Origin of the sequence: Rhodoferax sp. PAMC 29310 (assembly GCF_017948265.1) — a bacterium.
GTDB lineage: Bacteria > Pseudomonadota > Gammaproteobacteria > Burkholderiales > Burkholderiaceae_C > Rhodoferax.
This window is the reverse complement of sequence record NZ_CP072852.1, coordinates 581,178-594,229: the sequence shown is the minus strand read 5'-3', so window position 1 is coordinate 594,229 and position 13,052 is coordinate 581,178. Positions and strand designations below refer to the sequence as shown.

The following is a 13,052-nucleotide window of genomic DNA, read 5'->3' as shown; positions in this document are numbered from 1 at the left end:
ATCTGTAAGTTTTCAGGCGTCCCGTCGACTGATAGTGATGGCCCGTTCTGCGGGCCTCAACATCAAGGACACCGGATGATTCGATCTTTCACGCTATGGCTTTTGGTAACACTGATGGGCGCAGCGAGTGCGGCTGAACCTGTCAGCACGCATTGGCTGACGGGCGCTGTCATTGGCGGCAAAGACGCCGTGTCTTATTACGAGAGCGCGAACAAGAAAGCGCACAAAGAGGTGGAAGGCAGTACCACGTTCACCGTGCAGCATCTGGGTCATGCATGGCGGTTTGCGTCCCAGGCCAGTGCCGACCGCTTTGCGGCCAACCCGAGCGCCTACGTGCCCCAGTACAACGGGTTTTGCAGCAATGCCTTGGCCAGCGACGAAGGCTTGATCAACACCAACGGTGAGGTGTGGGAGTTCTTTGCCGACAAGTTGCACCTGTTCTACGCTGAACGCGGTCGCCAGCGCTGGTTAAACGGCGACTGGCAAGCTTATAAAAAAATTGCTGACAAGGCGTGGGCGGGGTTGACCAAACAGGCCAACTGAAAACCAAGCTGTGATGTGACGGGTAACTCAAGGCCTGAACGCTCGGCGACAGTCAATAAATGCTATTTATTTAGTAGCTCGCTACGCCTTATTGACGGGGGCAAAGGTTCTTTTTTTCTTGAAGGTGTCGCCGCCATGAGTAGCGACCGCTGTGCGAGGGTTTGCTACCATGCCCTTCGAAACTTGCCCCAACGCACCGGTGCGTTCATGACGGAGGACGATTGGCCTCTCAAACTCACTTCAGAACTCACCATGACACCTCGCCCTATTTCTCCACTGTCCACTGGCGCGGCCCTGTTCAGCCTGGCATTGGCAGGCAACCCGTCTGCCTGGGCGCAAACTCTACCGGGTTCTCACATCGCGCAAGTAACGTTGTATCCCGGCAGTGCCAAGGTAGAGCGCCTGGCCAAGGTGGTCGCCGGCGCCAAAACACTGGTGTTCACCTGCCTGCCCGCCGCGCTGGATGTGCCGAGCTTGGCGGTATCAGGCGACGGCTCAGTGCGCCTGGGTGAACTCTCTGTGGTCACTGAAGACCGCGAGGCGGTGCCCGCTTGCGCCGGAACGGCGCTGGACGGCCGCAGTCGCGAGCTGGAGGACAAGAAGGCGATTCTTGGCGCCGAGAACGCGGCACTTGGTCTCGTTACTGGCTACCTGACCAGCGAGACCGCAGGCGGCGTGCGCCAGGCGACTGACCCCAAAACGCTGGCAGCCATGGCGGACGCGCTGCGTCGCACCGGGCAAGACACCCTCACCCGCCAACACCTCATCAACCGCGAACAAGAAGCGCTGGACCGTACGCTCAAACCGCTATTGGCCGAGCGCGCGCGCGTGCTGGCCGGGCGGGGACGCGTCAGCTCAGTTAGCGTCACACTCAGCACCCAGCGCGACGCCGAGGTGCGGCTCGTCTACCAAATCAACGGGCCCGGCTGGGCACCCACCTACCGCGCCCAACTGGACACACGCACTGGCGCCGTGACGCTGGAGCGTCAAGCCCAAGTGGCGCAGGCCACGGGCGAAGACTGGAATGGCGTGCCGCTGCGCCTGTCCACCGGCCAGCCGCGCCGGGGCACCACCGGGCCACAGCCCCGCCCGTGGTGCATTGGCATTGCTGAACCACGCCCCGAATCAGCCGGGCTGGCCCGATCCGCGCCAGCGGCCGCGCCCATGATGTCCAAGACCATGCGGGCCAGTGAATCGGATGAGATGGCGGCCCCCTCGTTTGATGTCAGCGTGTTTGACAACGCGTACGCCACCGAATTCGCGGTGCCCCAACGCATTGACGTGCCGTCCAACGGCCAGCGTATGACCATTTCTTTGGGCTCACAGGAAGGAACCGCCACCCTGATCACCCGAACCACGCCCTCCGCCAGTGCAAATGCCTGGCTGGTGGCAGAGTTGGCGCAACCTGAGGGTGTGTGGCCGCAAGGCGCGCTGCAGCTGTACCGCGATGGTGCTTACGTCGGCTCCGACACTTTGCGCGCAGGCGGCAAGGGCGTGCTGAGCCTGTCGTTTGGTCTGGACGAACTCACCGTAGTGCGGGTGGAGCCGCAAAAAGACATGCGCGGCAGCACCGGCTTTGTGGGCTCGCGCGCCGAACGTACGGTAGCCCGCGCCTACACGGTGGAAAACCGCCACCGCACGCCTATCCAACTACAGGTACTGGAAGCTGCACCGGTGTCTGTAGATGAGAAAGTGAGCGTGGAAACCCGCTTTGCGCCGCAGCCGGAGACCATCGACTGGAACGAACAGCCCGGCGTAGCGCTGTGGAGTCAGAAGCTGGCCGCCGGTCAAACTGCCCGATTCACTGCCGACTACGCCATCAGCTACCCCAAAGACGCGCGACTGCAAGAAAACCGCTGAGCACCCCAAGGCCTGATTGGGGGCTTGCGGCACAATTCCCGACAAATGCATTCCGCAGCCCCTCACATTTTCATCATCAGGTCTTGTCATGCGCATATTGCTGGCTGAAGACGAGCGCGAACTCGCCACCTGGCTGGTGCGTGCGCTGGCCCAAACCGGGTTCCAGGTGGACTGGGTGGACGACGGCAGAATGGTGCGACGCAGCCTCAAAGCGCTGCGCTACGACGCCCTGATTCTTGACCTGGGGCTTCCCAACCTCGACGGCCACAGCGTGCTGGCCGATCTGCGCGAGGCCGACCACCGACTGCCGGTGCTCATTCTGACCGCGCGCGATTCGTTGATCGAGCGCGTCAGCAGCCTCAATGAAGGGGCTGATGATTTTCTGGCCAAACCGTTTAAACTGGCGGAATTGGAGGCGCGGTTGACGGCGCTGATTCGCCGCGCGCGGGGCAGCGAGCACCCCCGGTTTGCCTGTGGCCCTTTGAGCTATGACGCCGCCACCAAGAAATTCACGCTGGCCCATGAAACGTTCACGCTGACACCCCGTGAACACGCAGTCTTGCGGGCACTGATTCAGCACAGCGGCCAGCCCCTGAACAAACAGGAAATCCTTGACCGGGTGTTTTCTGACGAAGAGGACGTGAACCCGGAATCGGTGGAGGTGCTGATTCATCGTTTGCGCAAACGCTTGCTGCAAAGCCCGGTTCAGATCACCACCCTGCGCGGATTGGGCTACGTTCTGGAAAGTTCGCCTTGAAGGCCCTCAGCCGGTACTCAATGAGCGTGCGGCGGACGCTGCTGATGGTGTTGTTGCCAGGCTTGATGCTGGTGGTGGTTGGTGAGCTCTGGCTGTCGTGGCGCACCGCCCACGACGCGGCCAATGCCGCCTTTGACCGGTCCTTATTGGGCGCCATCAAGTCGCTGGACTCCAACATCAGCACCGCAAGTGGCGGCTTGGGGGTCGAGTTGCCCTACCGGATGCTGGAATTCTTCGAGCTGACCGCAAATGGCCGGGTGTACTACCGGGTGTCCACTGAGGACGGCTTGGTGGACATTGGCAGCACCGACCTGCCCGCGGCCACCAGCCATTTGGTGACGGGACAGCCACAGTTCAATGACGCTGTGTATTACGCCGAGCCGGTGAGAGTGGGCTCCTACGCCCGCTTGCTGGATCCGCCGCTGGCAGGCTCAACAGGCCCGCAACGCGTGGTCATCCAGATTGCAGAAACGCTGGAGTCCCGACAGTCATTTACCCAGGCTTTGGTCTTGCAGTCATTGGCGCGGGATATCTTGCTTACGGTGGTTGCCACCACACTGCTGGTTCTGGCCATGGGGTGGGCGCTGCGGCCTTTGGCCCGGCTGCGCAGGGAGGTGCTTTCCAGAGGGGAGCGCGACTTGACGCCCATCTCCACTGGAGGCATTCCCGCCGATGTGGGGCCCTTGGTCGAGGCGATCAACTTCCATATTGCGCGCAATCGTCAGCAAACCGAGTCCCACCGACGCTTTGTCGACGACGCCTCGCACCAGTTGCGCACCCCACTGGCGACGTTGGCCACGCAAGTGGGCTTTGCCGTACGGGAAAAAGACCCCATCGAGCAAGGCAAGGCTTTGGCCGCCATCAAACTGCAACTCGACGAGACCGTTCGCCAAACCAATCAAATGCTGTCATTGGCCCGAACCGACAGCACGGAAATCGCACCTGAGCCGGTGAACCTGACTGATCTCGCCCAAAAGGTCACCCGTCAGTGGTGGAGTGAGGCCCGAGCCAAGGGGGTGGACTTGGGGCTTGAGCCCGGTGATGAGCGTCTGTTTGTCATGGCGCAGCCTGCCATCCTGACCGAAGCCTTGGTCAACCTCTTGCACAACGCCATTCGCTACACCCCCAAAGGCGGTTTTGTCACCGTTCAGCTGGCCAAGCTCAAGCACCAAGCCACACTCACCGTGGTAGACACCGGTCCCGGCATCCCAGCGGCCGAACTGGCGCGTGCGGGTGAGCGTTTTTTCCGGGGCAGCAACGTGAACTTGCCCGGCACCGGACTGGGGTTGGCCATCGTCAAATCGATTACAGAACGCCATGGTGGCGAATTCCGCTTGGGTGCAGGGCCTAGTGACATTGGTCTGTGCGCCACGATGACGTTGCCTCTGTGCGACGGCGCTGGCGTGCGCACTGACCTCTAGGGTAATCCCGCATCTTTTTACGGATTTCATGAAAGGCGGTTGAAAGCGCCGGTTCACTACAGTGAAGCCATCCTGAGGGTCAAACGACTGGACCTCGGGAATTGCGTTCAACTTATGGAGACACACAATGAAATTCAAAACAACTGCCCTTTCCCTTGCATTGGCTTTCGCCGCCACAACGGGTTTTTCCGCCGGCCCATTTGAAAAGACCGAGTGCATTGCGCCAGCCAAACCAGGCGGCGGATTTGACCTGACCTGCAAGCTGGCGCAATCTGCATTGATGGACAGCAAGGTCATTGCTGACCCCATGCGCGTGACCTACATGCCCGGCGGCATTGGCGCCGTCGCTTACAACTCGGTCATTGCCCAGCGCCCAGGTGAAAACAACACCATCGTGGCCTATTCAAGTGGCTCATTGCTGAATCTGGCACAAGGCAAGTTCGGTCGCTACAGCGAGAACGATGTCCGCTGGTTAGCTGTCATTGGCGCCGATTTTGGAGCGGTGATTGTCAGCGACAGCTCGCCTTTTAAATCGCTCAAAGACGTGTTGGCTGCGGTCAAGGCAGACCCCACAAAAGTGGTGTTTGGGGCGGGCGGCACAGTGGGTAGCCAAGACTGGATGAAAGCCGCGTTGACGGCCAAAGCGGCCGGCGTTGACCCCAAAGCCATGCGCTTTGTGGCCTTTGAAGGCGGCGGCGAAGCCATGACGGCCCTGCAAGGCGGCCACGTGCACGTGTACTCGGGTGACGCCTCTGAAGCGATGCAGCAGCAAAAAGCTGGCACCAAGATCCGGGTGCTGGCGGTGATGGCTGACAAGCGGCTGCCAGGTGACTTGGCGTCCATTCCGACTGCCAAGGAACAAGGCGTGGACATTGTCTGGCCCATCGTGCGCGGTTTCTACATGGGACCCAAAGTGAGCGATGCCGACTTCAATGCATGGAGCACTGCCTTCAAGAAAATGATGGACACCCCCGCCTACGACAAGCTTCGCGCCGAGCGTGGTTTGTTCCCGTTTGACCTGGTGGGCGCCGAGGCAGACGCCCATGCCAAAAAACAGGTCACTGGGTACCACAAACTGATCCAGGAATTTGGCCTGGCGGTTGCCAAGTAACACGGGCTAAGCCCCCTGCCACCGGCGCTCGCTCGGTGGCAGGTCACTGCACGTCAAAAAAACCGCGGTTCTCGCGGAAGAATTTACCGGAGTTGAATATGAGTGATCGCATCCTGGGTGCGGTGTGCGTTGTCGTGGCCGCCTGCATGGCGTGGGCCGCCCAAGACTATGTGCCCGCTTTCTCCTACGAGCCCGTGGGGCCACGCGCCTTTCCGCGTTTGTTGGCCGCCTTGATGGCCATTGGCGGCGCCTGGCTCGTCCTGAAGCCGTCATTGGTTGGCAACCCGCTGCAAGGCACGCCCGTCAAGTTGATCGGCTTGAGCGCAGCCACAGTATTCGTCTACGCCCTGCTGTTTCAGGTCTTGGGTTTTCCGCTGGCAACCGCAGTGATGGCCGTGCCTGTGGGCACTTCCTTTGGCGGCAACTGGAAGCAGTCGTTGGTGGGTGGCATTGGCTTGGGCCTGGGCTTTTACCTGCTTTTTGACAAGTTGCTGGACGTGGTGCTGCCCACCGGCATCTTGAGTTTCATTTTTGGGGGCCGTTGATGGAAACGCTTCAACATTTATTCAATGGCTTTGGGGTGGCGATGCTCCCCATGAACCTGCTGGTCGCAGCGCTAGGTGCCTTTTTGGGCACCGTGGTTGGCATGTTGCCGGGGCTTGGACCCATCAACGGCGTGGCCATTTTGATGCCACTGGCATTTGCGCTGAAGCTCCCGCCCGAAACGGCTTTGATTCTGCTAGCCGCCGTCTACGTCGGATGTGAATACGGCGGACGTATTTCGTCGATCTTGTTGAACGTGCCCGGCGATGCCGGCGCCATCATGACCACGCTGGATGGCTACCCCATGGCGCGAAAAGGTCTGGGTGGTGTCGCGCTGTCCATCTCGGCATGGAGTTCGTTCGTGGGTTCCATGGTGGCAACCGTTGGCATTGTCATGTTTGCGCCGGTTTTGGCGCGTTGGGCATTGGCCTTCGGTCCGGCCGAATACTTTGCCTTGATGTGTTTTGCCTTTGCCTGCATCACGGGTCTGATGGGTGACGCGCCCATGAAAGCGGCACTGGCGGCCATCATTGGACTGTCACTGTCCACGATCGGGCTGGACTCCAACTCTGGCGTCTACCGATTCACCGGCGGAGACGTCCATTTGTCGGATGGCATTCAGTTCATCGTGGTAGTGATTGGCGTGTTCTCAATCAGCGAAATTTTGCTGATGCTTGAACACCAGCACAGCAGCGCCGGCATGATCAAAGAAACCGGACGCAAACTATTCAACTGGATGGAACTCAAGTTCACCTGGTGGTCCACCTTTCGCTCCAGCGTGGTGGGATTCATCGTCGGCGTGTTGCCTGGCGCGGGCGCCACCATTGCAAGTGCCATGACCTATTCCATGGAAAAGCGCATCGCGGGGAGCAGCGGCACCTTCGGAGACGGCGACATTCGCGGGCTTGCCGCCCCCGAAGCAGCCAACAATGCGTCTGCTGCAGGATCCTTCGTGCCCATGCTCACACTGGGCGTGCCAGGCTCCGGTACCACGGCGGTGATGGTGGGCGCGCTGTCGCTCTACAACATCACACCGGGACCAGCGCTGTTCACGCAGCAACCCGCCCTGGTGTGGGGCTTGATCGCGTCGCTGTTCATTGCCAACGTCATGCTGCTGCTCATCAACATTCCACTGGTGGGCGTGTTCACCAAGATGTTGAGCGTTCCAAACTGGCTGCTGGTTCCCGGCATTCTGGCTGTCAGCACGGTAGGCGTTTACGCCGTTCACGCCACCACATTTGACTTGATGTTGATGGTTGGCTTTGGTGTCATCGGCTACTTGTTGCGCAAGCAAAGCGTGCCCATGGCGCCGCTGATCCTTGGCTTTGTTCTGGGTGATTTGATGGAGCAAAACCTGCGCCGCGCCCTGTCCATCACCAATGGCGAGATTGGCATTTTGTTTGAAAGCCCCATCTCCATCGGCTTATGGATTTGCGCCGTGACGATGGTGGTCCTGCCACCGGTGGTGCGGTTCGTACTGCGCAAACGAATCCAACCCGATCAGGCTACCGTTTGAGCGCAGTTGCAATCACAAACGCGTCAACCTGAAGTCTCGCCTTGTCACTACGTGACAAGGCGAGCCCCCATCTCAAATTGATCGAAATCCGGACAGCTCGGTGACGACTGGGCTCGCTAGCCCAGATCGATTCCACCGCTTGCCTCAGGCCTCACTCAAGATGACCGCCTTCGAGCAACTCCGTCAACAGCAGACTCTGGACCATCTTGTCTTTGAAGGTGACTGGATGCTCCAGGTTCATGCGCCTCAAGAATGGCAGTGATTTTTCCGGCAACTCGCCACCTTTGATCACATTGAACAGGCCCCCAGCCATGGTGCCTACCTTGTGGCTCATCTTGGCCTTGAGCCCTTTCAGTGCCTTGCCAATCACCAGTTCTTCTGGGGTGAAGTCATTGCCAAAGGGATAAGGTGGGAACAGATTAGCTTGCCGGTAGGTTTCAAACTTGGCTTGCAATTCCACTGGAGTATTGTTGCGGTAGCGCTCCGGAATTTCATAGTCGTTCGGAATTTTTCCGGCGCTCTTGGCTGTGGCCAGCAAGTCTGGCTGGAAGCGCGAATCGGCGATATTCAACAGCGCCGCGATGATTTCCTTGTCTGACTTGCTGCGCAGGTTGGCGATGCCGTACTCGGTGACCACAATGTCGCGCAAGATGCGTGGAATCGTCATGTGACCATAGTTCCAAACGATGTTGGAACTGACCACGCCATCTTTCACCCGGTGGCTGTTGAGCATCATGACCAGGCGCCCGTCCTGCAACGCATGCGCCATCGACACAAAGTTATATTGACCGCCCACCCCACTCACCACTCGGCCATCCTCCAGTCCATCTGAGATCACCCCGCCAGACAAGGTGACCATCAGGCAGGTGTTGATAAAACGCCCGTCTTTGCGTTGCAGGGTTTTGAGTTCCTGGTTGCCATAAAGGTGATTCACATTGTCCACAGTGGTCATGCAGATCTGCTTGTTGTCGGCCTCGCTCATCTGGCGCAGGTAGTCGTAAAAACTTTGCGGCCCCAGAAAGAAGCCGCCGTGCATCAAAACACCGCCTTTGAGTTGGGCGCCCAGGCAATGCTGAGCAATCAAACTCAACGAGTCTTCATTCGCCAAATCGGCGTCGATGACCTGACCTGCAGTGTTCAAGGCCCCATCGACCAAACGCACCCCGGGTTTGAAAATGCCGTATTTCACAAGAAACGCCACGTTGGCCGCTGTCAATCGTTGCTGAATGACTTCATAGATTACCAATTGCTCGAGTATTTCAGGGGTAACTTGTTCTGTGATGTGCCCCTCATTCAACAAGCGTTGAAGCACCACATGGTCGTAGACCTTGCGCCGCAAAATGCCACTTTTGTAGAGTTCCAGAAACCCGTTGACGAACATTTCAGAGGAGCCATACAGGCCTTTTGAGAACGGCCCGGTGCCACCGAGGCGGGAAACCAGATCACCGCTGTTCTTCAACACCCCCATATCGTCAACCACCCACTGGTACTTCTCGTTCTGCTGGTCACGCAAGATGATCGAATAGGCAATCGCATCGCCCAAGGAGCCGATGCCGATTTGCAGGGTGCCACCGTCTTTGACCAGCGTGCTGACGTTCATGCCAATCATGAAATCGGTCATCTCAACCGTCATATTGGGCGTGCTGAACAAGGTGTAGTCATAGTCCGGGTTGTCAATCACCATGTCAAAGGTCGACACCGGCACTATCGCGTCGTTGTACATGAACGGCAGGTTGTTGTTGACTTCGGCAATGATGGCGCATCGGTACTCCAAATTGCCTTCCAGAGCTCGGAGCATTGGCGAGAGGCTGGGCAACACATCAGGGTTGCAGCTCAGGCTGAAGCAGGTTTCCCCGTCGACCTCCTTCTTGGCGACAATTTGTGAGAGCACGTTAACGCCGTTTTCCAGCATGTCGCGGCAGATATGGGTGTAGTTGCTGCTGATGTAGTTTTGTTGCTCAACCACATTGTTCAGAAACACCCCGGCCTTCATGAAAAACTCGGACACCTCCACATTGGGCGGCAGCTTGTTGTGGTTTAAATCAGTGAGGTAGGCCAGCGCCGGGTAGTTGCCCCATACCCGTTCGACAAAGGGTTTGAGAAAGGTTCTCTCAAGGTCGCTGCCGCCTTTGGGCACCTCCAGCGACAACGCTGTCATGATGCGCAAGTGAATGCCGGGGTCAGTCTTCGCGCGCAAATAAAGAGCGTTGACGAGGTGGTTGGGCTTGCCCAGCCCCAGGGGCATCCCGAACACGATGTGCTTGCCAACTTTGGCAATGATGGCGTCGACGCATGTCTCAACGTCAACAAAGTAGGTGCTGGCTTGATTGGATGGCATAGGAGTCAGATAGGTTGAGGGCAGTTCAGATGCGAAACGACACGGCTTCGAGCGCATCGGTAACCGAGTGGGTCTCCTGCAGCAAATGCAGGGCAACATCCACACCCAACCACTCCTCAACCGAGGCTATTGCGCCTTCAATGTCAGAAAAGCGGGCATAGCGCGCCTTTAGATGGGCCAAACCCTCCTCGGTCCATTGATCATCAAACTCGTAAATGCTGAGGGTTGAAATTCCTCCCTCAATGCTGCTGCGGATGTAGGGCCCCTTCACCTGCATGTAGTCCGGCACCGGCAAAACCGAGCCGTAACAGTCCGCGACCGCCAGTCCGGACTCTGCAGAAAACAAGAGCTTTCCAAACATGATCATTTCAATCTCCCCTCTATAGTGATCAAGGGCGACTCGCGCCCCACTCTGAGCATATTGCCGCGTACCACCCCAGAATGGCATGACTTAGGTCAATTGAGTGTCGAAGACAAGGACTTTCCAGCCAATGTGTGGAGGCGGCTGATCTTCTATGGCGGGCACCGCCGAAAGGGTTGTTCACAGGCCACGCATAATCCCCGCCCATGAACTTCACTCTCTCGCTTTTCCCACTGGGCTGGCAGCACTATTTGCTGGGTGGCTTGGTGATCGGCACGGGCACCGCGCTGCTGTTTGTACTAACCGGCCGCATTGGCGGCATGAGCACCGTGTTTTCCAGCACCTGGTCGTATGTGGTGCAACGCCCATTTTTTCAGCAACAAAAGTTTTTGGACTCGCGCAGTTGGCGCTTGGTCTACGCGCTGGGCTTGGTGCTGGGTGCTTTGATCTGGTGGCTTGGCTTCGCGGGCGGCGTGCCTGAAGCCACGGCGGTGCCTGAATGGCAGCTTCTGATTGGTGGATTTTTTGTGGGCTACGGTGCGCGCCTTGGCAACGGATGCACTTCTGGCCACGGTATTTGTGGGTTGGGGTCGTTTCAATGGCCGTCATTGATGGCAGTGCTGACCTTCATGGCAACCGCGTTTTTGACCGCGAATCTGGCAGCAAGGTGGTTGGCATGAATCCAAAAAAATCGAACGTCTACCGCATGGCTGGCACGTTGATGGCGGGCGTTCTGTTCGGCTTTGGCCTGTCCTACTCCACCATGATCCGCCCCGAGGTGGTGTTGAGCTTTCTGCGCTTTGAAGACTTTGGCCTGATGCTGGTCATGGGCGGCGCGGTCATGGTGGTGGTGTTAATCTACTCACTGGCACCTCGCTTGCTCAAGCGGCCCCTGCTCGGCGATCACTTTCACGCCCATCCTAGCCAATGGAACCGTGACACTGCGGTGGGCGCCGCCCTGTTCGGAATGGGTTGGGGCTTGTGCGGAGTTTGTCCTGGCCCGGCTATCGCAGGCCTCGGCGCCGGCAATTGGAGCTTGGTTTGGGCCTTGATCGGAATTGCCGCCGGTGCTCTGACGCAAGGACTGCGCGCGACGAAAACCTGATCGCAATTGCGCTAGCTGATAGAGAGCGGACGCAAATGCGCGGAAGAAATTGGCACCAAAACACCAGCCCAGTTCAGCTGAGAGCGCACAGGCACAGCCTTCCATTGGCCTGACTTACTGCACCACAAGCGCACCTCGGTGTAGGACTGGCCAAGAAGCCCCAAGCTGGGGCGCTGGAGGGATCGTCGATTGAATCCTCCGGCCGCCAACAGAGCTGCGTCATCCGGGCTGTGCAAGTGAGGATTCAGGAGAGGCATTTGATCCAATAAAAAAATGACGGGTTTGATCAGCACTCAGCGCTTTCGGTCAGCAGGGCTCGAATTCAAAGTAGCAACAGGCCGCTCTGAAAAAGAGGCGTCACAAGACGCTTGGATCGCCGCGAAGCCTAGCGCCCATTTTCGGCCTTTTTGGCCGCAAGACGCCCGGATAGCCAGAATTTTCTTCGGCGCCATGCCACATGTCCGGCGCGCGAAGGAGAACACCGCAACGCCCACTTTCCCCCGCCCCAAGGCAGGGTGATCCCGGCAGACCTTATCCTTGACCCATTTTTCGTCCCACACTCGCACCATGTCATTGCTTTCTTCCTGCCAGTCACTGCAATCCTTCACACGTCGCACGGCGCTGAGCGGAGGCTTGGCGCTGCTCATGCTGCCAACCGTCAAGATGGCGTTGGCCGCATCTGATGTGTGGCCCAAGAACTTGGTGGTTCCAGGCGGAGTCGCTCGAATTTCATTGGGGCCCGCAGCGGTTCGCCCAACGGTACATGACGGTGACGTGCCTGTTTTGGTGCTGGGCGATGTGATTGAGTGGACCGCTGTGCTGGGGATTCCCCTCGGCGCCCTGCCTGGCAACGCGAGTCTCACCGTGCAGGCCCCGGGCGGCTCAACCAAACAGGTCGCCTACACAATTACCCCCAAGCAATACCGGGAGCAACGCCTCAAGGTAGCGCCTGGCACCGTGGACCTCGCGCCCAACGACCTGGCGCGATTTGAGAAAGAGCGTGCCCATCAAGCGAGCGTGATGGGCACATTCAGCGAGCCTTTGCCCCAGGAACCATTGCGCATGCAAGTGCCAACGCCCGGTCGTCGCTCCAGTTCGTTTGGGTTGCGCCGTGTTTTCAATGGGCAGTCTCGCAATCCCCATAGCGGAATGGACATTGCGGCGCCCACTGGCACCCCCATCGTCGCGCCGCTGCCCGGCCAGGTCATTGACACCGGCAATTACTTCTTTAACGGCAACACGGTCTGGCTGGACCATGGCGGCGGCTTGTTAAGCATGGTTTGTCACCTCAGCGCCATTGAAGTGAAAGTTGGCGAACGCCTACAGACAGGAGACCGGATCGGAGCCGTAGGCGCCACGGGGCGAGTCACCGGCCCCCACCTTCATTGGGGCGTGATGTTGAACCAGGCCATGGTAGACCCCGCCCTATTTTTGGCCGACTGACCCCTTCCACTCAGAGGACTGCCGGGCTATAGTGAAATTGGGCTGCAGCGCGAT

12 protein-coding genes are annotated in these 13,052 nt (G+C 58.8%); 10 read left to right on the top strand and 2 right to left on the bottom strand.

Annotated features, from left to right (window positions below; all coding sequences use genetic code 11):
* Window positions 1–75 precede the first annotated feature (75 nt).
* From J8G15_RS02725 to J8G15_RS02695, 7 genes are all read left to right on the top strand, one after another.
* The gene (locus tag J8G15_RS02725) at window positions 76–543 is read left to right on the top strand and encodes a YHS domain-containing (seleno)protein (RefSeq protein ID WP_210545943.1); all 468 of its coding nucleotides are present in this window, start codon (window positions 76–78) and stop codon (window positions 541–543) included.
* 252 nt (window positions 544–795) lie between these two features.
* Entirely contained in the window at window positions 796–2,403 is a 1,608-nt protein-coding gene (locus tag J8G15_RS02720) for a DUF4139 domain-containing protein (protein ID WP_210545942.1), read from the top strand.
* 88 nt (window positions 2,404–2,491) lie between these two features.
* A complete protein-coding gene (locus J8G15_RS02715; protein ID WP_210545940.1) occupies window positions 2,492–3,160 on the top strand; it encodes a response regulator in 669 nt (222 codons plus the stop codon).
* Window positions 3,157–4,581 (top strand): sensor histidine kinase, encoded by a 1,425-nt coding sequence (locus J8G15_RS02710; RefSeq protein ID WP_210545938.1) that lies wholly within the window; start codon window positions 3,157–3,159, stop codon window positions 4,579–4,581. The genes J8G15_RS02715 and J8G15_RS02710 overlap by 4 nt, the downstream gene beginning before the upstream one ends.
* A 127-nt stretch (window positions 4,582–4,708) precedes the next feature.
* Window positions 4,709–5,692 (top strand): tripartite tricarboxylate transporter substrate binding protein, encoded by a 984-nt coding sequence (locus J8G15_RS02705; RefSeq protein ID WP_210545936.1) that lies wholly within the window; start codon window positions 4,709–4,711, stop codon window positions 5,690–5,692.
* Window positions 5,693–5,790: 98 nt separating this feature from the next.
* Complete coding sequence (locus J8G15_RS02700; RefSeq protein ID WP_210545934.1) at window positions 5,791–6,237, top strand: tripartite tricarboxylate transporter TctB family protein; 447 nt, start codon at window positions 5,791–5,793, stop codon at window positions 6,235–6,237.
* A complete protein-coding gene (locus J8G15_RS02695; protein WP_370627478.1) occupies window positions 6,234–7,751 on the top strand; it encodes a tripartite tricarboxylate transporter permease in 1,518 nt (505 codons plus the stop codon). The genes J8G15_RS02700 and J8G15_RS02695 overlap by 4 nt, the downstream gene beginning before the upstream one ends.
* 151 nt (window positions 7,752–7,902) lie before the next feature.
* Here J8G15_RS02695 and J8G15_RS02690 read toward each other — a convergent pair whose 3' ends face one another.
* Together J8G15_RS02690 and J8G15_RS02685 are read right to left on the bottom strand one after the other, a co-directional pair.
* Window positions 7,903–10,089, bottom strand: coding sequence for an acetyl-CoA hydrolase/transferase C-terminal domain-containing protein (locus tag J8G15_RS02690; protein ID WP_210545930.1), 2,187 nt, complete (start codon window positions 10,087–10,089; stop codon window positions 7,903–7,905).
* Window positions 10,090–10,114: 25 nt separating this feature from the next.
* Window positions 10,115–10,456, bottom strand: a complete 342-nt coding sequence (locus J8G15_RS02685) for a hypothetical protein (protein ID WP_210545928.1) — start codon at window positions 10,454–10,456, stop codon at window positions 10,115–10,117.
* 200 nt (window positions 10,457–10,656) lie between these two features.
* On the opposite strand from J8G15_RS02685, the gene J8G15_RS02680 reads away from it, so the two are divergent.
* The 3 genes from J8G15_RS02680 to J8G15_RS02670 all read left to right on the top strand — a co-directional run bounded on the left by J8G15_RS02680 (window position 10,657) and on the right by J8G15_RS02670 (window position 12,998).
* The gene (locus tag J8G15_RS02680) at window positions 10,657–11,130 is read left to right on the top strand and encodes a YeeE/YedE family protein (RefSeq protein ID WP_210545926.1); all 474 of its coding nucleotides are present in this window, start codon (window positions 10,657–10,659) and stop codon (window positions 11,128–11,130) included.
* Window positions 11,127–11,555, top strand: coding sequence for a DUF6691 family protein (locus J8G15_RS02675; RefSeq protein WP_240538416.1), 429 nt, complete (start codon window positions 11,127–11,129; stop codon window positions 11,553–11,555). Before J8G15_RS02680 ends, J8G15_RS02675 begins: the two co-directional genes overlap by 4 nt.
* A gap of 567 nt (window positions 11,556–12,122) precedes the next feature.
* Window positions 12,123–12,998: a M23 family metallopeptidase gene (locus J8G15_RS02670; protein WP_210545924.1), complete on the top strand. Its 876-nt coding sequence runs from the start codon at window positions 12,123–12,125 to the stop codon at window positions 12,996–12,998.
* Window positions 12,999–13,052: the final 54 nt, after the last annotated feature.